20 protein-coding genes are annotated in these 21705 nt (G+C 74.0%); 17 read left to right on the top strand and 3 right to left on the bottom strand.

Annotated features, from left to right (window positions below; genetic code table 11):
- Window positions 1-68: 68 nt before the first annotated feature.
- Genes QQS41_RS04320 through manA form a run of 4 tightly spaced genes read left to right on the top strand, consistent with a single transcriptional unit; the run spans window position 69 to window position 4157 of the window.
- Entirely contained in the window at window positions 69-488 is a 420-nt protein-coding gene (locus tag QQS41_RS04320; RefSeq protein ID WP_448851435.1) for a DUF3499 domain-containing protein, read from the top strand.
- Window positions 489-541: 53 nt separating this feature from the next.
- Entirely contained in the window at window positions 542-1921 is a 1380-nt protein-coding gene (locus QQS41_RS04315) for a phosphomannomutase/phosphoglucomutase (RefSeq protein WP_448851434.1), read from the top strand.
- Window positions 1922-1963: 42 nt separating this feature from the next.
- Window positions 1964-2950, top strand: coding sequence for a hypothetical protein (locus QQS41_RS04310; RefSeq protein ID WP_448851433.1), 987 nt, complete (start codon window positions 1964-1966; stop codon window positions 2948-2950).
- Window positions 2951-2957: 7 nt separating this feature from the next.
- Window positions 2958-4157: a mannose-6-phosphate isomerase, class I gene (manA, locus tag QQS41_RS04305; RefSeq protein WP_448851432.1), complete on the top strand. Its 1200-nt coding sequence runs from the start codon at window positions 2958-2960 to the stop codon at window positions 4155-4157.
- A 93-nt stretch (window positions 4158-4250) separates the two neighbouring features.
- Here the strand turns inward: manA and QQS41_RS04300 are convergent, their stop codons facing one another.
- The gene (locus tag QQS41_RS04300) at window positions 4251-5042 is read right to left on the bottom strand and encodes a hypothetical protein (RefSeq protein ID WP_448851431.1); all 792 of its coding nucleotides are present in this window, start codon (window positions 5040-5042) and stop codon (window positions 4251-4253) included.
- Window positions 5043-5178: 136 nt separating this feature from the next.
- Between QQS41_RS04300 and QQS41_RS04295 the strand changes: the two genes are divergently transcribed.
- The 3 genes from QQS41_RS04295 to QQS41_RS04285 all read left to right on the top strand — a co-directional run bounded on the left by QQS41_RS04295 (window position 5179) and on the right by QQS41_RS04285 (window position 7732).
- Entirely contained in the window at window positions 5179-5547 is a 369-nt protein-coding gene (locus tag QQS41_RS04295) for a hypothetical protein (protein WP_448851430.1), read from the top strand.
- A 97-nt stretch (window positions 5548-5644) separates the two neighbouring features.
- Entirely contained in the window at window positions 5645-7084 is a 1440-nt protein-coding gene (gene ahcY / locus QQS41_RS04290) for an adenosylhomocysteinase (RefSeq protein ID WP_448851429.1), read from the top strand.
- A gap of 9 nt (window positions 7085-7093) precedes the next feature.
- Window positions 7094-7732: a dTMP kinase gene (locus QQS41_RS04285; RefSeq protein WP_448851428.1), complete on the top strand. Its 639-nt coding sequence runs from the start codon at window positions 7094-7096 to the stop codon at window positions 7730-7732.
- A 134-nt stretch (window positions 7733-7866) separates the two neighbouring features.
- Here QQS41_RS04285 and QQS41_RS04280 read toward each other — a convergent pair whose 3' ends face one another.
- A complete protein-coding gene (locus QQS41_RS04280; RefSeq protein WP_448851427.1) occupies window positions 7867-8556 on the bottom strand; it encodes a 6-carboxyhexanoate--CoA ligase in 690 nt (229 codons plus the stop codon).
- A gap of 136 nt (window positions 8557-8692) precedes the next feature.
- Here QQS41_RS04280 and mtrA point away from each other — a divergent pair, with 136 nt between their 5' ends.
- From mtrA to secA, 6 genes are all read left to right on the top strand, one after another.
- Window positions 8693-9367, top strand: a complete 675-nt coding sequence (gene mtrA, locus QQS41_RS04275; protein ID WP_448851426.1) for an MtrAB system response regulator MtrA — start codon at window positions 8693-8695, stop codon at window positions 9365-9367.
- A 5-nt stretch (window positions 9368-9372) separates the two neighbouring features.
- On the top strand, window positions 9373-10941 hold the full coding sequence (gene mtrB, locus QQS41_RS04270) for an MtrAB system histidine kinase MtrB (RefSeq protein WP_448851425.1): 1569 nt from the start codon (window positions 9373-9375) through the stop codon (window positions 10939-10941).
- Window positions 10938-12749, top strand: coding sequence for an LpqB family beta-propeller domain-containing protein (locus tag QQS41_RS04265; protein ID WP_448851424.1), 1812 nt, complete (start codon window positions 10938-10940; stop codon window positions 12747-12749). The genes mtrB and QQS41_RS04265 overlap by 4 nt, the downstream gene beginning before the upstream one ends.
- Window positions 12750-12777: 28 nt before the next feature.
- Complete coding sequence (locus QQS41_RS04260) at window positions 12778-13437, top strand: ComF family protein (RefSeq protein ID WP_448851423.1); 660 nt, start codon at window positions 12778-12780, stop codon at window positions 13435-13437.
- Window positions 13438-13596: 159 nt separating this feature from the next.
- Window positions 13597-14259 (top strand): ribosome hibernation-promoting factor, HPF/YfiA family, encoded by a 663-nt coding sequence (gene hpf, locus QQS41_RS04255; protein ID WP_448851422.1) that lies wholly within the window; start codon window positions 13597-13599, stop codon window positions 14257-14259.
- Window positions 14260-14368: 109 nt separating this feature from the next.
- Window positions 14369-17179, top strand: coding sequence for a preprotein translocase subunit SecA (gene secA, locus QQS41_RS04250; protein ID WP_448851972.1), 2811 nt, complete (start codon window positions 14369-14371; stop codon window positions 17177-17179).
- A gap of 99 nt (window positions 17180-17278) precedes the next feature.
- Here secA and QQS41_RS04245 read toward each other — a convergent pair whose 3' ends face one another.
- On the bottom strand, window positions 17279-17740 hold the full coding sequence (locus tag QQS41_RS04245) for a hypothetical protein (protein WP_448851421.1): 462 nt from the start codon (window positions 17738-17740) through the stop codon (window positions 17279-17281).
- A 126-nt stretch (window positions 17741-17866) separates the two neighbouring features.
- Here QQS41_RS04245 and QQS41_RS04240 point away from each other — a divergent pair, with 126 nt between their 5' ends.
- From QQS41_RS04240 to QQS41_RS04225, 4 genes are all read left to right on the top strand, one after another.
- A complete protein-coding gene (locus QQS41_RS04240; protein ID WP_448851420.1) occupies window positions 17867-18277 on the top strand; it encodes an HAD family hydrolase in 411 nt (136 codons plus the stop codon).
- An 8-nt stretch (window positions 18278-18285) separates the two neighbouring features.
- Window positions 18286-18777: a DUF6912 family protein gene (locus QQS41_RS04235; RefSeq protein WP_448851419.1), complete on the top strand. Its 492-nt coding sequence runs from the start codon at window positions 18286-18288 to the stop codon at window positions 18775-18777.
- 232 nt (window positions 18778-19009) lie between these two features.
- Window positions 19010-20062, top strand: coding sequence for a ferredoxin reductase (locus tag QQS41_RS04230; RefSeq protein ID WP_448851418.1), 1053 nt, complete (start codon window positions 19010-19012; stop codon window positions 20060-20062).
- 155 nt (window positions 20063-20217) lie between these two features.
- Window positions 20218-21546 (top strand): fatty acid desaturase family protein, encoded by a 1329-nt coding sequence (locus QQS41_RS04225; protein ID WP_448851417.1) that lies wholly within the window; start codon window positions 20218-20220, stop codon window positions 21544-21546.
- Window positions 21547-21705: the final 159 nt, after the last annotated feature.

Genomic DNA, 21705 nt, shown 5'->3' with positions numbered 1-21705 from the left:
ACCGGTTCCGCGGCGAGGGCGGGGGAGGGGCTGCGAAACCCTCAACCTTGGGTCTAGACTTCGTCGGCGTGACCCAATACCGCCGCTGCTCCAGGCCCGGGTGCGGCCGCCCCGCCGTCGCCACCCTGACCTACGCCCACTCCGAGTCGACCGCCGTCGTCGGCCCGCTCGCCGCCCAGCAGGACCCCCACAGCTGGGACCTGTGCGAGCGCCACGCCCGCACCATCACCGCCCCGCTGGGCTGGCAGCTGGTGCGCTACGACCTGCCGTCGCCCGACGCCCCCGGCGACGACGACCTCACGGCCCTGGCGGAGGCGGTCCGCGAGGCCGGCCGCCACGCCACCGGCCTCGTCCTGCGCGACGACCCGGAGACCGGCTGGCGCGAGGACGCCCCGCGCCGCCACCCGTCCCGCTCCGGCGGCCGCGCCGCCCGCCGCGCGCACCTCCGCGTCGTCCCGGATCCCGGGGCCGGGGAGGACGGCGAGTAGACTCCCCTCCCGGCGGCACGTCCGCCGGACCCGAACACGAGGAGAGTGAGACCGTGGCGAATCGCCGTCGATCGGACCTGGAGAAGGTCATCAAGGCCTACGACGTGCGCGGCATCGTCGGAGACGGCATTGACGCGCAGCTGTGCGGGGAGATCGGCGCCGCGTTCGGCGCCCTGATGCGCGGCGAGGGCGCGACCGCGGCGGTCGTCGGCCACGACATGCGCGACTCCTCCCCGGAGCTCTCGCGCGCCTTCGCCGAGGGGGCGGCGGCCCAGGGCCTGGACGTCACCCTCATCGGCCTGTGCTCGACCGACCAGCTGTACTACGCCTCCGGCGAGCTGGACCGCCCCGGCGCCATGTTCACGGCCAGCCACAATCCGGCGGCCTACAACGGCATCAAGATGTGCCGCGCCGGCGCCCGCCCGGTGGGGCAGGAGTCCGGCCTGGCGGCCATCGTCGACATGCTCGTCGAGGGCGTGCCGGACCATGACGGCGGGGCCGGCTCCATCGACGAGCGCGACATGCTCGAGGGCTACGCGGCGTTCCTCCGCGGCCTCGTCGACGTCACCGGCGGGCGCCGGCTGACCGTCGCCGTCGACGCCGGCAACGGCATGGCGGGCTTCACCGCCCCCGCGGTGCTCGGCGACGTCGTCGACCTGCGCGACCTCTACTTCGAGCTCGACGGCACCTTCCCCAACCACGAGGCGAACCCGCTGGAGCCCGCGAACCTCGAGGACCTGCGCCGCTTCACCGTGGAGCAGGGCGCCGACATCGGCATCGCCTTCGACGGCGACGCCGACCGCTGCTTCGTCGTCGACGAGCGCGGCGAGGCCGTCAGCCCGTCGGCCATCTGCGGCCTCATCGCCGACCGCTACCTGGAGCGCGAGCCCGGGGCGACCGTCATCCACAACCTCATCACCTCGGCGGCGGTGCCGGAGCTCATCGCCCGCCGCGGCGGGAAGGCCGTGCGCACCCGCGTCGGCCACTCCTTCATCAAGCAGACGATGAGCGAGACCGGCGCCGTCTTCGGCGGCGAGCACTCCGCGCACTACTACTTCCGCGAGTTCTGGAACGCCGACTCCGGCATGCTCGCCGCCCTGCACGTGCTGGCGGCGCTGTCGGAGCAGGACGGCCCGCTGTCCGGGCTCATGGCGGCCTACGACGTCTACGAGCAGTCCGGCGAGATCAACTCGCGCCTGGCCGACGCCGCCGCCCAGGACGAGCGCCGCGAGGCCGTCGCCGCGGCGTTCGCGGACCGCGCCGCCTCCGTCGACCGGCTCGACGGCCTGACCGTGAAGCTCGAGGGCACCCCGGCGTGGTTCAACGTCCGCGCCTCCAACACGGAGCCGCTGCTGCGCCTCAACGTCGAGGCCCCGACCCGCGCCGAGGTCGACGCCCTGGTCGAGGAGATCCTCCGCATCATCCGCGCCTGACGCCGGGACCATCCGCGGCCGGTTTCCGGCATGATCGGGGGCATGGACACCCGGACCCTGCTCCTCGCCGCCGCCGCGGAGGGCCCGCACCTGCGCGCCGTCGCCGAGGCCGCCCGCGAGGGCCTGTTCGCCGACCTGCCGGATCCCCGCTCCGTCATCCTGGTGACGGGCGAGGCCCGCGCCCGCCTGGCCGCCGAGGCCGCCGTCGCCCTCGCCGACGACGCCCGCGCGCCCATCGTCGTATGCGGGACGCTGCCGCCGTTCGCCGGCGCCCTCGACCTCGTCGTCGTCATGACCGACGACCCGGGCGACGCGGCCTGCGCCCGCGCGCTGGCGGAGGCCGCCCGCCGCGGCGCCGCCACCGTCGTCGTCGACCCCGGGGAGGGGCCCGTCCGCGCCGCCGCCGACCCGTCGACCGTCGTCGTGCCGCGTCCCGCGATGGCGGAGCGCGGCTCCTTCTGCGGCTACCTCGGCGCCGTCTTCGCGGCGCTCACCGGCGCGGGCGTCACGGGCCTCGGCCCCGCCGCGGTGCTGTCCGACGTCGCCGACGCCGTCGACGCGGAGGCCATGATCTTCGCCCCCGACCGCGAGCAGCTGGTGAACCCCGCCCGGGAGCTGGGGCACTGGATGCGCGGCCGCTCCATGGTCGTCGCCGGCCTGGGGGAGCGGTGGCGCACCGTCGCGGAGCTCGCCGCGGCGTGGCTGCTGGACGCGGGCGTGCCCGCCCACGGCACCGCCCTGCCGGACTTCGGCCGGGCGCTGCGCGCGCTGGCGCAGGAGGAGCGCGACATCTTCCACGACCCCGACTTCGACGGTCCCGCAGGCGATCCGCTGGTGCTACCCTTGGGCGCGATTATCGTGACCTCCCCGGCCGACCATGATGCGGCCGCCGCGCGGCTCGGGCACCTGCACTGGGTGCGCGCCGAAGCCCCCGCGCTGGAGGTCGAGGTCCGGCACCCGCTGGTCGACGTCTGCGTCACCGCGGTCCGGCTGGCCGCCGCCGCGGCCTACGTCGTAGAGGAGGATTGATCGGGGCATGCTGCCGTTGGAGGGCGTCGTCCAGTCGTACCCGTGGGGGTCCCGCACGCTGCTGGCGGACCTGAGGGGCGAGGAGTCGCCGTCGCCGCGCCCGCAGGCGGAGATCTGGTTCGGCGCCCACCCCCTGGGCCCGTCGACCGCCGGAGACCGGCCGCTGCCGGACGTCATCGCGGAGGACCCGGCGGGCCAGGTCGGCGACGCCGGCGGGGACCTTCCGTTCCTGCTGAAGCTGCTGGCCGCCGACGCGCCGCTGTCGCTGCAGGCGCACCCGACCCGCGAGCAGGCCGAGCGCGGCTACGCGGCGGAGGACGAGGCGGGCGTGCCCGTCACCGCCCCCGACCGCAACTACCGCGACCCGAACCACAAGCCCGAGCTGCTCGTCGCGCTGACGGAGTTCCACGCGCTCGCGGGCTTCCGCCCGCTGGAGCGCACCCGCGAGCTGTTCGCGGAGCTGGCCATTCCCGAGCTGGAGCGCTACCTGGTGCTCCTCGACGCGGTGACGCCGGAGGAGGGGCTGCGCAGCCTCTTCACGACGTGGCTGACGCTGCCGGCCGGCGTCCTCGGCGACCTCGTCGACGCGGTGGCCCGCGCCTGCGCCGCCTACGACGGCGGCGGCTGGGTCGGCCAGGTCGCGGCGACGACCGCGGACATCGCGGTGCGCTACCCGGGCGACCCGGGCGTGCTGGCGTCGATGCTGCTGAACCGCGTGACGCTGCAGCCGGGCGAGGCGGTGTTCCTCGGCGCCCGCCAGCTGCACGCCTACCTGTCCGGCATGGGCGTGGAGATCATGGCGAACTCCGACAACGTCCTGCGCGGCGGCCTGACTTCGAAGCACGTCGACGTCGTGGAGCTGCTGCGCGTCCTGGAGTTCGCGCCGCTGGAGGACCCGGTGGTGAGTCCGATGGGCGACCCGCGCGACGACCGCGTGCGACGCTGGGCGGTGCCGGTCGACGAGTTCCGCCTGGAGTCCGCCGAGCTCGCGGCGGGCGACGCGTGGGAGCCGTCGGGCGACGGCAGCCCGCGCATCGTGCTGGCGGTCTCCGGTTCGGCGACGGTCTCCGGCGCCGGGGAGTCCGGGGAGCCGGTGGAGCTCGCCGCCGGCCGCGCCGCGTGGGTCGCCGCGTCCGCGGACGGGCCCAGCGTCGTCGCGGGCGACGGCGGCGCCGTCGTCTTCTGCGCCACCACCGGCGGGCAGTAGCCGCCCCGGCCCGCCCCGCCCCGGACACGACGAACGCCCCGGCCATCGCCGGGGCGTTCGTCGTGCGCGGCGCGGGTGCGCGGAGGGCCCGGGTCAGCGGGTGCCGCGCGCGTCCGCGTCGTCCTGCGCGGCATCGTCCGCGTTGCGACGCCCGTCGCCCCCGCGCGCGGCGTCCGCGCCGCCGCCGGAGCGGGAGGCCGGCTCATCGGCCTCGTCCGCGGCGCCGTCGCCCTCCTCTCCGCGGGGACGGCGGTCGCCCTCATCCGCGCCGGACTGGTCGGAGGCGGCGCCGTTGCCGTCGCCGTCGGCCTGCACGCCCTCGTCGGAGGCGGGGTCCCCGCCCGCGTCCTCGCCGCCGGGCAGGACCGGGATGTCCAGGTCGTGGTCCGGCAGCAGCGGCAGCGGGTCCTCCGGGTTCGGCAGCCACGGCACGCCGACGTCGCCGGAGCCGTCGCCGCCCGGGTCCTCCGCCGGCGGCTGCGAGGTCGTCGGCGGGGTCGACGGCCTGGGCTGGGTCGGGCGCTCCGGCGACGGGTCGGCCGGCGGAGCCTCCGGGGCGGGCTGCGCCGGGCGGCCGGGGGCGTCGCCCTCCGGCTCCGGCAGCACGGCCAGCGGCGGCGCGTACGGGTCGCGGGCGCCGGAGGAGGAGCCCCCGCCGGAGCGCTCGGGGCGCGAGCCGTCGGAGTGCGGGAACTCCGGCTGCGCCTGGTCCAGGTGGACGTCCTCCACGCTCACCGGCGGCGGCGCGGCATCGTCCGAGGGCGCCCCCGTGGTCGTCGACTCGGCCAGCGGCGCGGTCGCGGCGTTGGTGGCCGCGCACCCGGCGCCGAGCAGTCCGGACAGGGCCGCGGCGACTCCGGCGGCGGCGATGGCGCTGCGCTTCACGGCGCCTCCTTCCCTCGTCGGCCCCGTGCCTGATGCGTCACGGGGAGGTCACGTTCACGTAAACCTAACAGACCGCGCACGGATTGGGGAGGGGCGGACGCTGCGCGGACGCGGCGCTTCGGTGTACAACGACGACATGACGACCTGGGACTCCACCATTTTCGCCGCCCCGGCCGCGGCTGAGCTGCTCGAGGAAATCGACGCCATCGACGATGCGGAGGAGCGCGCGGAGTCGCTCGCCGGCGCCTGCCGGCTGGGCGCCGCGGACGCCGACCGGGACGAGGCGGCCGCGGGGCTGGCCGCCGCGACGGTCGCCGCGATCTGGTGCGGCGCGCCGTTCTCCGCCACCGACGTCATCGACGACCATCCGTTCATCCGCGCCGGAATCGGCTCCTGCCCCGAGGATCTTCGGGAGGCCGCCGCCGAGGCGTTCGAGGCGCTGACCGCCGATCTGCCCCCGGAGGACGCGGAGGCCGCGGAGGAGTTCGCGGAGGCGGTCAACTAGCCTGGCCGGGGTACGGCCGCCCGCGGGCGGCCCCCGGCGCATCCCGCGGAGACCGCGCGCGAGGCGCGGAGACAGCGCACACCGAGAAAGGAACCTCATGTTCGAATACCGCATCGCCGACCCGTCGCTCGCCGCGGCCGGCCGCCACCAGATCCGCCTCGCCGAGCACGAGATGCCGGGCCTGATGGCGCTGCGCGAGGAGTACCGCGAGGAGCAGCCGCTCGCCGGCGCCCGCATCGCCGGCTCCATCCACATGACGGTCCAGACCGCCGTCCTCATCGAGACGCTGACGGCGCTCGGCGCCGAGGTCCGCTGGGCGTCCTGCAACATCTACTCGACGCAGGACGAGGCCGCGGCGGCCATCGTCGTCGGCGACGGCACCCCGGAGGAGCCGAACGGCGTCCCGGTGTTCGCGTGGAAGGGCGAGACCCTCGACGAGTACTGGTGGTGCCTCGAGCGCATCTTCGACTGGGGCGACCGCCTGCCGAACATGATCCTCGACGACGGCGGCGACGCCACCATGGCGGTCATCCGCGGCCGCCAGTTCGAGGACGCCGGCGTTGTGCCGCCGGCGGAGGACGACGACTCCGACGAGTACGTCGCCTTCCTGGACATGCTGCGCCGCGTCGCGGAGGAGCGCCCGGGCATCTGGACCCGCATCGCCGAGGAGGTCCGCGGCGTCACGGAGGAGACCACCACCGGCGTCCACCGCCTGTACCACTTCGCGGAGGAGGGCGTGCTGCCCTTCCCGGCCATGAACGTCAACGACGCGGTCACGAAGTCGAAGTTCGACAACAAGTACGGCACCCGCCACAGCCTCATCGACGGCATCAACCGCGGCACCGACATGCTCATCGGCGGCAAGAGCGTCCTCATCTGCGGCTACGGCGACGTCGGCAAGGGCTGCGCCGAGGCGATGGCGGGCCAGGGCGCCCGCGTCCGCGTCACCGAGGTCGACCCGATCAACGCGCTGCAGGCCCTCATGGACGGCTTCCCCGTCGTCACGGTCGACGACGCGATCGCCGACGCCGACATCGTCATCACCGCCACCGGCAACATGGGCATCATCAGCTACGAGCAGATGCAGCTGATGAAGGACCACGCCCTGCTGGGCAACATCGGCCACTTCGACAACGAGATCGACATGCACTCCCTGCACCACCGCGACGACGTGGAGCGCATCGAGATCAAGCCGCAGGTCGCGGAGTACCGCTTCCCGCACGCCGACGGCGAGGTGCGCAGCCTCATCGTCCTGTCCGAGGGCCGCCTGCTGAACCTGGGCAACGCCACCGGCCACCCGTCCTTCGTCATGTCCACCTCCTTCGCCGACCAGACGATCGCCCAGATCGAGTTGTTCCAGCGCTCGGAGGAGTACGGCACCGAGGTCCACCGGCTGCCGAAGATCCTCGACGAGAAGGTCGCCCGCATCCACGTCGAGGCCCTGGACGGCAAGCTCACGACCCTGTCGAAGGAGCAGGCCGAGTACATCGGCGTCGACCTCAACGGCCCGTTCAAGCCCGAGCACTACCGCTACTAGGGCCCGGCCATGATCCTCGCCATCGAGGGCATCGACGGCGCCGGCAAGAACACCCTGTCCGGCGCCGTCGCCGAGCTGCTCGCCGCCTCCGGGCGCACCGTCGCCCGCGCGGCCTTCCCCGCCTACGGGGAGACCGTCTTCGCGGACCTCGCCGACGACGCGCTGCACGGCCGCCTCGGCGACGCCGCCGACTCCGCGTGGGCGATGGCGGTGCTGTTCGCCGCCGACCGCCGCGACCGGCTGGAGGAGCTGCGCCGGCTGGAGGACTCCGCCGACGTGCTGCTGCTCGACCGGTGGGTCGCCTCCAACGCCGCCTACACGTGGGCGCGCACCGGCGACGAGGCGGCGGTCGCGTGGTTGGAGGAGCTGGAGTTCGGCCGCTTCGGCCTGCCCCGGCCCGACCTCACCGTCTACCTGGAGGCCGCGCCGCGGCTGGCCGCCGACCGGGCCGCCTCCCGCGAAGCCGCCGACGCCGCCCGCACGCGCGACCGCTACGAGCGCGACGGCGACCTCCAGGCCGCCACCGCCGACGCGTACGCGCGCCTGGCGGAGCGCTCCTTCGGCGGCCCGTGGGCCGTCGTCCCCGCCGACGCGGAGCCGGCGGAGTCCGCCCGCCGCGTCCTCGACGCGCTCGGCATCGGCGGCTGAGGCGCCCGGCGTCCGGGCCGGGGCGCCCCGGGCCGCCGCGCTGGGGCCGCGCCGCCCGCGCCCGCCGCGGCCGGCGGATGCGCGCCGGCGCGGCGGCCGTCGTCACGCGAACGCTTGGGGGACCGCGCCCGGGGCTACAGCCCGGAGACGATGACCGGCCGGTCCTCCAGCCACGCGAACAGGGCGGGCAGGTCGACGCCGTCGTCGACGACGATGACGCGGGCGCCCATCTGCTCGCCGCCGACCATCGCGCCGGCCTCCTTCACGTGGTGCAGCGCGACGTAGCGGCCCGCGACGGTGACGTAGCCGTGCACGTAGTCGGGGTCGTCGCTGATGCACGCCTCCGCCAGCACGCCGGGGCAGGCCTGCACCTTCGTCGCCAGCGTCTGCGCCTCCCGCCGGTGGTCCTTCACCTCCGGCGGAACCCCCTCCGCGTCCAGCGCGCTGACCCGCACGCCGCGCTCCGGATCCGGCTCCAGCCTGCGGCCGCGCCTGTCGACGATCATCGCGCCCCGCATGCCCGCGACCCCCGTGAGCAGCCCCCACACCGCCGCGGCGTCGATGCCGTGGGCGCCGAGCAGCTCCGCGGCCGCCGCCTCCGCCTCCGCGGGGGAGCGGCTGCCCGCGTCCTCCCGGACCAGCGCGGGCAGGCGCAGCGGCTCGCCCCTCAGCTCCTCCACCGTCAGGTGGATCTCCGCCGGGGCGCCCTTCGGGTGGTTCAGCGCCCGCGCCGCGAAGGCGGCGACGGCCGCGGGCGCGTCGTCGGCCCCCGGGATGATCCTCTCGGCGCCGGAGATGTGCCGGCCCTCCCTCGACGCGCGCATGCGGGCGCCGTACACGGCGGTCACCTCCCGGAGGCCCCCGCGCGTGCCGGGGCTGCGGCACGCGCGACGGCGTTGAACGTTGATCAACCGCCATGGTACCGCGGCGCCCCGGACGGCGGCCGATAGGATGGGCCGCATGAGCGCGAAGATTCTCGTCGTCGACGACGACCCGGCCATCGCCGAGATGCTGAAGATGGTCCTGGAGCGGGAGGGCTTCGGCGTCGTCGCCGTGGGCGACGGCCTCGAGGCCGTCCGCGCCGCGGACCGCGAGGACCCGGACCTCATCCTCCTCGACCTCATGCTCCCCGGCATGGGCGGCATCGACGTCTGCCGCACCGTCCGCGAGACGTCGTCGGTCCCCATCATCATGCTCACGGCGAAGACCGACACGGTCGACGTCGTCCTCGGCCTGGAGTCCGGCGCCGACGACTACGTCACCAAGCCGTTCAAGCCGAAGGAGCTCGTCGCCCGCGTCCGCGCCCGCCTCCGCGCCCGCGAGGACGACCCGGGCGAGGAGATCCGCGTCGGCGACCTCGTCATCGACGTCCCCGGCCACGCCGTCACCCGCGACGGCGAGGAGATCGCGCTGACCCCGCTGGAGTTCGACCTCCTGCGCACCCTCGCCTCCAAGCCCCGCCAGGTCTTCAGCCGCGAGGAGCTGCTGGAGCAGGTCTGGGGCTACCGACACTCCTCCGACACCCGCCTGGTCAACGTCCACGTCCAGCGCCTCCGCGCCAAGATCGAGCAGGACCCGGAGAACCCGCGGATCGTGCTGACCGTCCGCGGCGTCGGCTACAAGACCGGGGAGTAGCCCGCGTGGCCCAGGTCGTCCGGAGCGCGCGGGACCGCGTCGCGTCCGTCGCCGACGCCGTCTCCTACAAGTGGCGCACCTCGCTGCAGGTGCGCGTCGTCACGTCCGTGCTGGTCGTGTCGACGCTGGTGATCGGCGTCCTCGGCGTGCTGCTGGTGTCGCTCGTCGCCCAGCGCCTGCTGGAGGCGAAGCTCACCGTCGCCGACGAGGAGATCGACCGCGCCCGCCTCGTCGTCGAGCAGCGCATCGCCGCCGCCGACGCCGACGGCCTGCAGTCGCGGCTCAACATCGCCCGTGAGGCGCTGATCGACCGGGACCCGTCGGGCTCCGGCTCCGGCATCGTCTACGACGCCATCCTCGTCGCCCGCAACCCCGACGGCCCCGGCGAGATCACCTCGCCGCCCGGCGCCGCCGTGCCGCAGCAGCTGAAGGACTACGTCGACCAGGACCAGGTCAGCTACCAGTACGCGACCATGCCCGACGAGGACGGCGGCCGGTACACCGCGCTCGTCATCGGCACCCCGGCGTCCACCGAGATACCCGGGCTGCAGGTCTACCTGGTCATGCCGCTGACGGGGGAGGAGTCGACCCTCGGCATCGTCCGCGGACTCGTCGGCGCCGCCGCCCTCGTCATCGTGCTGCTGTTGTCCGGCATCGTCTGGCTGTTCTCCGCCCAGGTCACCGGCCCCGTGCAGGCCGCCGCCCGCACCGCCGAGCGGTTCTCCGCCGGCCACCTGCGGGAGCGGATGGAGGTCGACGGCGTCGACGAGATGGCCCGCCTGGCCATCAGCTTCAACGACATGGCCGAATCCCTGTCGCAGCAGATCCGGCGGCTGGAGGAGTACGGCTCGCTGCAGCGGCAGTTCACCTCCGACGTCTCCCACGAGCTGCGCACGCCGCTGACGACGGTGCGCATGGCCGCCGAGCTCATGGCCGACAGCGTCGACGAGGACGACCCGACCGCCGTCCGCGCCAGCGAACTGATGATGGGCGAGCTCGACCGCTTCGAGATGCTCCTCGCCGACCTGCTGGAGATCTCCCGCCACGACGCCGGCGTCGCCGACCTGTCCGCCGAGCGCGTCGACGTCCGCCGCTGCATCGAGTCCGCCATCGCCCCGCTGCGCGTCGTCGCCGAGGAGGCCGACGTCGAGCTGCGCGTCGACGTCCCCGAGGACGGCACCGTCGCCGAGCTGGACACCCGCCGCGTCGAGCGCATCCTGCGCAACCTCATCGCCAACGCCATCGACCACAGCGAGGGCAAGCCCGTCGACGTCACGCTGCGCTCCGACGGCGGCGTCGTCGCCGTCACCGTCGTCGACCACGGCGTCGGCCTCAACCCAGGCCAGGAGGAGCTGGTGTTCCAGCGCTTCTGGCGCGCCGACCCCTCCCGCGAACGCCGCACCGGCGGCACCGGCCTCGGCCTGGCCATCGCCCGCGAGGACGCCACCCTGCACGGCGGGCGCCTCGACGCCGCGGGCCGCCCCGACCGGGGCTCCTGCTTCCGCCTGCGCCTGCCCGTCGAGCCGGGCGGCCCGCTGACCACGTCCCCGCTGCCCCTGGAGGTCCCCGCATGAGACGCCTCCGCGCCCTCGCCGCCTGCGCCGCCGTCGCCGCGACGGTCGCCGCCTCCGGCTGCACGACCCTGCCGACGGACTCCTCCCCGCAGGTGATCCGCCCGTTCCAGCAGGGGCAGGAGAACCTCGACGTGCCGTCGCCCGACCCGGACGCCGGCGCCGACCTGGTGCTGCGCGACTTCTACGAGGCGATGGCGCACCCGGTCGACGGCCACGCCGCCGCCCGCGCGTTCCTCACCCCGTCGGCCGCGGAGAAGTGGAACCCCGACCGGCACTTCTACGTCGTCCGGTCCTTCAACTTCGTCCCCGCCGGCACCGACGCCGACGGCCGCCGCCTCTTCGACGTCCGCGGCGACTTCGTTGGCACGCTCGACGGCCGCGGCTCCTTCACCCAGATCACCGGCGACGGCGGCGGCTACGAGCAGCGCGTCGCGATGCGGGAGGATCCGTCGACCGGGCAGTGGCTCGTCGACACGCCCATGCAGGGCGTCGTCATCGACCACGAGTCGCTGCTGCGCAACTACGCGCCGCGCAACCTCTACTTCGTCGACCCGACCGCGAACCACCTGACGCCCGACCGGCGGTGGATCTACCGCGACGTCGACCGCACCGACCAGGTGCTGCTGGACCTGCTGCGCACCGGCCCCGCCACGCACCTCAACCCCGGCGTGTCCTCCGTCCTGTCGGCCGGCACCCGCCTGGAGGTCGTGCAGGAGGAGGGGCTGCCCGGACGCCGCGTGCTCATCCACGACCCGGAGTTCGGCCGCGGCGAGTCCGCCGACCGGCTGCGCGTCATGCTCGCCGCCCAGATCACGTGGACGCTGACGAACGCGGGCCTGCGCGGCCCCTGGTTCCTGGAGATCGTCACCGAGGGGCGGCGCGAGCCGCTGATGCCGGGCGGCGACACGCAGGTCTCCCGCGACACCGACGACATCCGCATCCTCGACCCCAACCGCGGCCCCGCCGACCGCGCACCGCTGCGCGTGCTGTCCGACGGCGTGCTCGGCACCGTCACCGACGAGGGCGTCACGCCCGTGCCGGGCTACGGGGGCGAGCCGTCGCAGCCGGTGCTGCTGCAGGCCGCGATCGGCACCGATTCCGGCAACGAGGAGATCATCGCCGGCGTCGAGCGACCCGCCGACGGCGCCGGGCCCTACCGCCTCATCGCCGGGCGCCGCGGGGCGGAGCCGGAGGTGCTGCTCACCGCCGACTCCCTGTCGCGGCCGACCTGGTCGCCCGACGCCCGCGCCCTGTGGACCGTCGCCGACGGCCACAAGGTGGTGCGGCTGGTCTCCGACGGCTCCGGCATGTCGGCCGAGGAGGTGCTGCTCACCGGGGACCTGGCGACGGCGGTCGGGGACGACGAGCGCGGCATCGTCGAGCTGCGCATCGACTCCTCCGGCACCCGCGCCGCCCTCATCGTCGGCACCGACCTCTACGTGGCCACCGTCGTCCAGCGCCAGGACGGGCCGTGGGAGCTCACCGCCGCGAACCGCCTGGAGCTCGACCCCGGCAACGACGGCCTGTGGCCGGTGACCATCGCATGGGCGCCGAACACGACCATCATCGTCGGCACCGTCAGCGCCGACGCCCCGGTGTGGCGCGTCCACCCCGACGGCGCGACGAACTACGCCCTGTCCCGCCAGAACCTCACCAGCCCCATCTCCATGGTCGCCGCGACGTCGAACCGCGTGTACGCGCTGGACGCCAACGGCCTGATGGAGCTGGTGTCGACGGAGGGCTCCGAGCAGTTCTGGGGCGGCGTGCCCCACGTCGACGGCCGCGGCAACCCCGTCGTCGCGGAGTAGCCGGGCCGGCCGGGGGAGCGGGGGAGCCGTGGCGGGGTCGGCGGGGCGGCTGCTCGACCTGCTCGCGCCCGGGGCGTGCCCCGGCTGCGGCCGCCCCGGCCCCGCCGAACCCTGCCCCTCCTGCCGCGCGGAGCTGTCCGTCCCGCCGGAGCGGGTGACGCCCCGGGTGCCGTGCTCCGCCCCCGTGTGGGCCTGCGGGCCGTACCGGGGGGTGCGCCGCCGGCTGGTGCTGGAGGCGAAGGAGGGCGGATCCGCCGCCGCACGCCGCGCGATGGGCGCCGTGCTCGCCGCCGCGCTGGCCCGCCTCGTCGCCGAGGGCGCGCTGCCGCCGCCCGGGGTGCTGGTGCCGGCGCCGACGCGGGCGGCCGCCGCCCGCCGGCGCGGCGGCGACCCCGTGGCGGCGGCGTGCCGGGAGGCGGCCGCGCGGCTGCCGTCGTGCCGGGCGGCGACGCTGCTGGTGACGCGGGGCGCGGCGGCGGATTCGGCGGGCCTCGGCGCCCGCGATCGCCGCGCCAACCTCTCCGGGGCCGTGGTGCCCGCGGGCGGCTGCCGGCCCGGCCCCGGGGAGGGCGCGGCGGTGCTCGTCGACGACGTGCTGACGACCGGCGCGACGGCGTCGGAGTCGCTCCTCGTGCTCGCCTCGGAGGGCCTCACCCCCGCGGGGGTGATCGTGTTCGCGGCCGCCTGACCGGGGGGTTGCGGAACGGAAAAGCGGGCATGGACGGTTCGTGGCATCGGGGGTAACCGCGCCTGTATTCTTGGGGGTGCAAGTCACGCACGCCGTCGTGGACGACGCGGTCAATCCCGGCCGCGCTGTGCGGCGGCCATACCGGGAGGTAGGAAGCAAGTGTCGACACCTGCTGACAACAACGAGGCCCTCAGCCCGAACGCCCAGGTGACCATCACCGGACGCAACGTCGAGGTCCCGGACCACTTCGCCGAGCGCGTCAACGGCAAGCTCGCGAAGATCGAGCGCCTCGATCCGACCCTCACGTTCTTCCACGTGGAGCTGCAGCACGAGCCGAACCCGCGCCGCGCGGACCGCTCGGATCGCATCCAGATCACCGCCACCGGCAAGGGCCACCTCGCCCGCGCCGAGGCGAAGGAGGACAGCTTCTACGCGGCCCTGGAGTCCGCGCTGGGCAAGATGGAGCGCTCGCTGCGCAAGGTCAAGGCCCGCCGCAAGATCTCCCGCTCCGGCCACCGCGCCCCGATCTCCGTCGGCGAGGCCACGGCCTCGCTGGTCGAGGAGGCGCAGAAGGAGCAGGAGCCGAAGGCCGATCCGTACGAGGATCAGGTGAAGGACGTGCCGCTGGGCGCCGTCGTGCGCACCAAGGAGCACGTGGCCACCCCGATGAGCGTCGACGAGGCGCTGTCGGAGATGGAGCTGGTCGGGCACGACTTCTACCTCTTCACCGACGAGGCCACCGGCCGCCCGTCCGTGGTGTACCGCCGCCACGCGTACGACTACGGCCTCATCGCCCTCGTCCCGGAGGGCGAGAAGGAGTAGCGTCCGCAGCCGAACGACCGGGCCCCCGCCAGTGCACCTGGCGGGGGCCCGCCGCCCTATACTCGTCACCTGATATCCCAGACGTCCGATCACGAAGGGGTCGATGCCCGTGTTCTCCCTCTCCAAGCTGCTGCGCGTCGGCGAAGGCCGCGCCGTCAAGCGGCTCAAGGCCATCGCCGACGAGGTCCTCGCGCTGGAGGACGAGTACGCGGCCCTGAGCGACGGGGAGCTGAAGGCCAAGACCGACGAGTTCCGCTCCCGCCTGGAGGACGGGGAGTCGCTGGACGACATCCTGCTGGAGGCGTTCGCCACCGCCCGCGAGGCGTCGTGGCGCGTGCTGGGACAGAAGCACTACCCGGTGCAGGTCATGGGCGGCGCCGCGCTGCACTTCGGCAACGTCGCCGAGATGAAGACCGGCGAGGGCAAGACCCTGACCTGCGTGCTGCCGGCGTACCTCAACGCGCTGGAGGGCAAGGGCGTCCACGTCGTCACGGTGAACGATTACCTGGCGAAGCGCGACGCCGAGTGGATGGGCCGCGTGCACCGCTTCCTCGGCCTGTCGACGGACGTCATCCTGTCCGGCATGCAGCCGGCAGCCCGCCGCGAGGCCTACAACGCCGACATCACGTACGGCACGAACAACGAGCTGGGCTTCGACTACCTGCGCGACAACATGGCGCACCGCCTGGACGACCTGGTGCAGCGCGGCCACCACTACGCCATCGTCGACGAGGTCGACTCGATCCTCATCGACGAGGCGCGCACGCCGCTCATCATCTCCGGCCCGGCCGACGGCGACCCGAAGTGGTACCTGGCGTTCTCCCGCATCGTGCCGGGCATGCGCCGCGACATCCACTACGAGGTCGACGAGCGCAAGCGCACCATCGGCGTGCGCGAGGAGGGCGTGCAGTACGTCGAGGACCAGCTCGGCATCGACAACCTGTACGCCGCCGAGAACTCCCAGCTGGTGAGCTACCTCAACAACGCGCTGAAGGCGAAGGAGCTGTTCACGCGCGACAAGGACTACATCATCCGCAACGGCGAGATCCTCATCGTCGACGAGTTCACGGGCCGCGTCCTGTCGGGCCGCCGCTACTCCGAGGGCATGCACCAGGCCATCGAGGCCAAGGAGGGGGTGGAGATCAAGAACGAGAACCAGACGCTCGCGACCATCACCCTGCAGAACTACTTCCGTCTGTACGACAAGCTGGCCGGCATGACCGGCACGGCCGAGACGGAGGCGGCGGAGCTGCACCAGACGTACAAGCTGAACGTCATGCCGATCCCGCCGAACCGCGAGGACCAGCGCGTCGACCACTCCGACCTGGTCTACAAGACGCAGGAGGCGAAGTTCTACGCCGTCGTGGAGGACATCCAGGAGCGGCACGAGGCCGGCCAGCCGATCCTCGTCGGCACCGCGTCGGTGGAGATGTCCGAGTACCTCTCGAAGCTGCTGCAGCGCGCCCGCATCACGCACAACGTGCTGAACGCCAAGCACCACGAGAAGGAGGCGGAGATCATCGCGCAGGCCGGACGGCGCGGCGCGGTCACCGTCGCGACGAACATGGCGGGGCGCGGCACCGACATCGTGCTCGGCGGCAACCCGGACATCATCGCGGACCTCAACCTCCGCGATCGCGGCCTCGACCCGGTGAACACGCCGGAGGAGTACGAGGCGGCGTGGGACGACGAGGTCGCGAAGGTCCGCGCGGCGGCGGAGAAGGAGGCGAACGAGGTCCGCGAGCTCGGCGGCCTGTACGTGCTGGGCACGGAGCGCCACGAGTCCCGCCGCATCGACAACCAGCTGCGCGGCCGCACCGCCCGCCAGGGCGACCCGGGCGAGACCCGCTTCTACCTGTCGATGCGCGACGAGCTGATGGTGCGCTTCAACGGCCAGCGCATGGAGGCGCTGATGAACACGCTGAACGTGCCGGACGACGTGCCGATCGAGGCGAAGGTCGTGTCCAACTCCATCAAGTCCGTGCAGACGCAGGTGGAGTCGCAGAACTTCGAGATCCGCAAGAACGTCCTCAAATACGACGAGGTGATGAACCAGCAGCGCAAGGTCATCTACGGCGAGCGCCGCCGCATCCTCGACGGCGAGGACCTGCGCGACCAGGTCGCCGACATGCGCCACGACGTCGTCGGCGCCTACGTCGACGGCGCCACGGCCGACGGCTACGTCGAGGAGTGGGATCTGGACGAGCTGTGGCACGCCCTGGAGTCCCTGTACGGACCGCGGATGCGCTGGCAGGACCTGGTCGACGGCGACGAGTACGGCGCCCCGGGCGACCTGAAGGCCTCCGAGCTGCGCGACGCCATCGAGGCGGACATCGACGGCCAGTACGGGGAGCTGGAGGAGATGGTCGGCTCCATCGGCGGCGACGAGCAGATGCGCGGCATCGAGCGCCACACCATCCTCAACGTGATGGACCGCAAGTGGCGCGAGCACCTCTACGAGATGGACTACCTCAAGGAGGGCATCGGCCTCCGCGCGATGGCGCAGGCCGACCCGCTGGTGGAGTACCAGCGCGAGGGCTACGACATGTTCGCCGCGATGATGGACGGCATCAAGGAGGAGTCGGTCCGCCAGCTGTTCCTGGTGCGCCGCCAGCTGGAGCAGGCCCGCGCGCAGCAGGCGCAGGAGGCCCCGGCCGGGTCCGCCGTGCCGGTGTCGCCGGAGCAGCCGGCCGCCCCGGCCGCCGGGCCGACCGCCGCGGAGAAGGCCGCCCTCGAGCCGGAGATCGCCCGCGAGGAGGAGGACCGCCGCATGACGTTCTCCGGCCCGGGCGAGGACGGTTCCCCGACCGCCACGTCCACCGGCGCCTCCGGCAACCGCGCGGAGCGCCGCCGCCAGGAGAAGGCGGAGCGGAGGGACCGGAAGGAGCGCCGCGCCCGCCGCGGCCGCCACTCCCGCTAGGCGCGCGGGTTCCGGCCGCGGGGTTCCCCGCGTCCGCCGCGTGACGACGTCCACCGCCCCGGCCCCGTCGGCCGGGGCGGTTCGTCGTGTCCGGCGCGGTCAGAGCAGGCGCAGCGACGTCACCGTCCACCCGCCCCAGGCGCCGCCGGCGGGGTCGCGTTCGGCAGCCCCGGCGAGCGCCCGGACGCGGTCGCCGCGCTGCCATGTGCCGGCGAAGAGGGCGGTGCCGTTCGCGCGGGTCGTGGCGTGCAGGCTGCGCAGCACGACGCCGGTGGGCTTGCCGCGGCGCAGCCGGGTGCGCAGGCCGGCGATGACGCGGCGGCCGAGCGGCAGCTTCGTCAGGACGGCCTCGGGGCGGCGGCCGCCGAGGACGTCGAACGTCGTGGCGACCAGCGCCCGCAGGGCCTTGCGCGTCGCGGCGTCGCAGTCGGTGATTCCCGGCCGCGGGTCGTACCGGACGCGCGGCGCGGCGGGCGGCGCCGGCGGCGGCGCGGGCCGGGTGCGCAGGCGCTGCAGCACGGTGAATCCGTCGGCGGGCACCAGCAGGGTGTCCTCGGTCATGCGTGTTCCCCCTCGTGTCGGCGCGCCCGTCCCGTTCCCCCCGCGGGCGCCCTCCGCGACGGATTCTGCCGGAAACGCAGCCGCATCGCACGCCGTGGGGCGGCGCCCGCCGTTATTGTGGGGATCATGCGAGGACTTGTCGTGGATTACTGCGGGGTGCTGGACGGCACCGACGAGGAGCAGGCGCGCTGGCGCGCCCTGCTGGCCGCCGCGCGCGCCAACGGCGTGGCGACCGCCGTGCTGTCGAACAACCCGGGCGGCTCCGAGGGCGAGCCGGTGCGGAAGCTGGAGGAGGACGGCGTCGTCGACGTCGCCGTGCTGTCCGGCGAGGTCGGCGTGGAGAAGCCGGAGCCCGGCATCTTCGACATCGTCGCGGATCGCCTGGGCCTGCCGGTCGGCGACTGCGTGCTGGTCGACGACTCCATCGAGAACATCCACGGCGCCGTCGAGCACGGCATGGTCGGCGTGTTCTACCAGCAGTTCGACCGCGCCGTCGTGGAGATCACCGGCCTGTTCGAGCTGGAGGGCGAGTTCTAGTGTCCGTCATGCGCGTGTACGTCCCGGCGACGTTCGGCATGCTGCAGGAGCTGCTCGACGACGGCGAGGTGCGGCCGCGCGGCGGCTGGGGATTCGCCCTGACGGAGGCGCTGCGGGACTTCTTCGAGTCGGGGGACGAGGAGGAGCTCGCCGACGTCGCGTTCACCGAGGCGGCGCGGACGTCCCTGCGCCTGCTGACGGAGCATGACGGGCCGTTCCCGCACCGCCGCGTCGTCATCGCCGCGGACGTGGAGGCGGAGCCGGACCCGGAGATGGGCGAGGCCGTCGTCCGCGTCGCCGGCGCCGTGCCGCGCGCGAAGGTCGCCGCGGTGCACGTCGACCTGGAGCAGGCGGAGCCGCTGGTGGCGAAGGCCGTCGAGGTCGTCGACGCCGCGGACCTGGGCGACGAGGACGCGGAGCTGACGGTCGGCGACGCCCTCGAGCACGAGCTGGCGTGGTACGCGCCGCAGGAGCTGCCGATGCTGGTCGAGCTGCTGTAGCGCCCGTCCGGCGGTGCGGCCGGCTGCGCCGCAGCCGCACCGCGCATGGAAGGCGGATCCCGTTCACGACGGGGTCCGCCTTTTCGCGTGCCCGGGAGGGGGGAGGAGGGGGACGAGGGGTGCGCGGGGGAGGTTCCGTGACGCGTTCGTTCCCGTTTATTGCCAAAATCTCTACGCGACCGTAAGCTACGCCACCGTAACTTCCCGTCAGCCCAGAAAGGGAACGGACCAGGTGACCCTCCTCGATCGCGTGCGCGGCGCCCTCACCGGCCTGTCGACTCCGCTGCTGCCGGACGACTACACGTGCCTGCTGCATCCCCTGTGGTCGAAGCGCGAGCTCCGCGGCCAGATCGTCTCCGTGACCCGCCAGGCCGCCGACGTGGCGGACCTGGTCATCCGCCGCGGCCCCGGCGTCCCGGCGGACTTCCGCCCGGGCCAGCACATCGGCATCGGCGTCCGCGTCGACGGCCGCTTCGTGTGGCGCTCCTACTCCCTGACCAACGCCCCGGACGCCGACCCCGACGGGCGGCTGCGCATCACGGTGAAGGCCCAGCACGAGGGCCGGCTGTCGCGCCACCTCGTCGCCAACGCGAAGCCGGGCACGGTCATCCGCCTGGCGGCCCCGGCGGGCGACTTCCACCTGCCGGATCCGACGCCGGCGAAGCTGCTGTTCATCACGGCGGGCTCCGGCATCACGCCGGTCATCTCGATGCTGCGCCACCTCGACCGGCGGCACGAGCCGGGCACGGGCCCGGACGTCGTGCACCTCCACTCGGTGCGGGACGACGGGGGGATGCTGTTCGGCGGCTACCTCCGCGACCTGGCGGCGCGGCGCAGCCGCTACCGGCTGACCGTCCGCCGCACCGCGGAGGAGGGCCGGCTGGGGGCGGGTGACGTCGTCACGCACGTCCCGGACCTGGCCGACCGCGTCGCCTACGCGTGCGGCCCGTCGGCGATGCTCGACGAGCTGGAGGAGGCGATCCCGGGCATCCGCACGGAGCGGTTCACGCTCGACCGGGGCGCGACCGGGGCGCAGGGCGGCCGCGTGACCATCCCGGGCCGCGCGGAGATCGAGGTCGACGGCGCCACGACGATCCTCGAGGCCGGCGAGAAGGCGGGCGTGCAGCTGCCGTACGGCTGCCGCATGGGCATCTGCGCCACGTGCGTGCAGCAGCTCGCCGACGGCCACGCCCGCGACATCCGCACGGGCGAGACGCACGGCGCCGGCGAGCGCATCCGCGTGTGCGTGTGCGTGCCGGCCGGCGACCTCGCGCTGGAGGCGTGAGCGCGTGGCGACGTGACCCGCGCGGCCGCCCGGCCGCACCCCGCGCGGCCGCCCGGCCGCACCCCGCGCGGGACCCGGCCCCGGCCGGGACCGCACCCGCCGGCCCGCACCCCGGCACCCCGAGAACCCACGGAACACCAGGAGGAACCCAGGACATGGCCATCTCGGACATCCAGTCGTATTCGCACCTGTCGGAGGAGGACGTCGCCGCGATCGGCGCGCGCTTCGACCAGATCGCGCAGGAGGTGCGCGACTCCCTCGGGCCGCGCGACGCCCGCTACATCCGGACCCTCATCCGCGTGCAGCGCGGGCTGGAGGTCGGCGGCCGCGCGGCGCTGATGGTGCCGCGGTCGCGCGTCGCGTGGTGGGGCGGCGTGACGGCGCTGTCGCTGTCGAAGATCCTCGAGAATCTCGAGATCGGCCACAACACCATGCACGGCCAGTGGGACTGGATGAACGATCCGGAGATCCACTCGGCGACGTGGGAGTGGGACAACACGTGCCCGTCGTCGGGCTGGAAGCACTCCCACAATTTCGTGCACCACAAGTACACCAACGTGCTGGGCATGGACAACGACGTGGGATACGGCATCCTGCGCGTGACCCGCGAGAAGAAGTGGACTCCGCAGCACCTGCTCCAGCCGGTGACCAACGTCGTGCTGGCGTCGCTGTTCCAGTGGGCGGTGGCGTTCTACGACGTGGAGCTCGGCCGCGTGTTCGCGGGGAAGAAGGACTGGGCGGAGGCCCGGCCGCAGCTGATGGAGGTGTTCGCGAAGTCGGGCCGGCAGCTGCTGAAGGACTACGTGCTGTTCCCGCTGCTGTCGGGGCCGCGGTTCGGCGAGGTCGCGAAGGCGAACGCGCTGGCGAACTACGTCCGCTCCGTGTGGGCGTACGCGGTCATCTTCTGCGGCCACTTCCCGGATGACGCCGAGACGTTCACGAAGGAGCAGTACCGGACGGAGGACCACAACGAGTGGTACCTGCGGCAGATGCTCGGCTCGGCGAACTTCCGCGGCGGGTTCATCCTGTCGGTGCTGTCGGGCAACCTGAACTACCAGATCGAGCACCACCTGTTCCCGGACATGCCGTCGAACCGCCTGGCGGAGGTGTCGAAGAAGGTCCGGCAGCTGTGCGACGAGTACGACCTGCCGTACAACACCGGCAGCTTCCCGAAGCAGTTCCTGCAGGTGCAGCGCACGCTGCTGAAGCTGACGCTGCCGAACCGCTTCCTCGTCGCCGACCCGGACAACGCGCCGGAGGTGCGCTCGGAGCGGGCGTTCGCGAAGCACCCGGAGGTGGAGGAGGCCCTCGACGCGTCGGCGACGCCGCGCCGCGGCCTGCGCACGGGCCTGCGGCTGCTGCGGAAGCTGCGGCCGGGCGTCCGCGAGGTCGTCGCGGCGTACACGGGCCGTTCGACGCGCGTCGCGCGCCCGGTGGATGCGCCGCAGCGCCTGCGGGAGGAGCAGGCGGCGCTCGCCGCGTGATGCCGCGCAGTGCGTGACGACGTCCCCCGCCCGGCGCCCGCGCCCGGAAGGGTGCGGGGCGCGGGGCCCGCGCCGTCGTGCGTGACGACGTCCCCCGCCCGGCGCCGGCGCCCCGGCGCGCGGCGGGGGAGGACGCCCCGGCGTGCGGCGGGGGAGGGG

The organism is Corynebacterium sp. 335C (assembly GCF_053525695.1).
This window is presented reverse-complemented; position numbering and strand designations above follow the sequence as displayed.

Bases quoted from the DNA above. Each gene is read 5' to 3' on its own strand.
- QQS41_RS04235 (WP_448851419.1), top strand. From the start codon at position 18,286: ATGCGCGTGTACGTCCCGGCGACGTTCGGCATGCTGCAGGAGCTGCTC.
- QQS41_RS04310 (WP_448851433.1), top strand. From the start codon at position 1,964: ATGGACACCCGGACCCTGCTCCTCGCCGCCGCCGCGGAGGGCCCGCAC.
- QQS41_RS04225 (WP_448851417.1), top strand. From the start codon at position 20,218: ATGGCCATCTCGGACATCCAGTCGTATTCGCACCTGTCGGAGGAGGAC.
- ahcY (WP_448851429.1), top strand. From the start codon at position 5,645: ATGTTCGAATACCGCATCGCCGACCCGTCGCTCGCCGCGGCCGGCCGC.
- mtrA (WP_448851426.1), top strand. From the start codon at position 8,693: ATGAGCGCGAAGATTCTCGTCGTCGACGACGACCCGGCCATCGCCGAG.
- manA (WP_448851432.1), top strand. From the start codon at position 2,958: ATGCTGCCGTTGGAGGGCGTCGTCCAGTCGTACCCGTGGGGGTCCCGC.
- QQS41_RS04285 (WP_448851428.1), top strand. From the start codon at position 7,094: ATGATCCTCGCCATCGAGGGCATCGACGGCGCCGGCAAGAACACCCTG.
- QQS41_RS04280 (WP_448851427.1), bottom strand. From the start codon at position 8,556: ATGCGCGCGTCGAGGGAGGGCCGGCACATCTCCGGCGCCGAGAGGATC.
- QQS41_RS04240 (WP_448851420.1), top strand. From the start codon at position 17,867: ATGCGAGGACTTGTCGTGGATTACTGCGGGGTGCTGGACGGCACCGAC.
- QQS41_RS04245 (WP_448851421.1), bottom strand. From the start codon at position 17,740: ATGACCGAGGACACCCTGCTGGTGCCCGCCGACGGATTCACCGTGCTG.
- QQS41_RS04295 (WP_448851430.1), top strand. From the start codon at position 5,179: ATGACGACCTGGGACTCCACCATTTTCGCCGCCCCGGCCGCGGCTGAG.
- QQS41_RS04265 (WP_448851424.1), top strand. From the start codon at position 10,938: ATGAGACGCCTCCGCGCCCTCGCCGCCTGCGCCGCCGTCGCCGCGACG.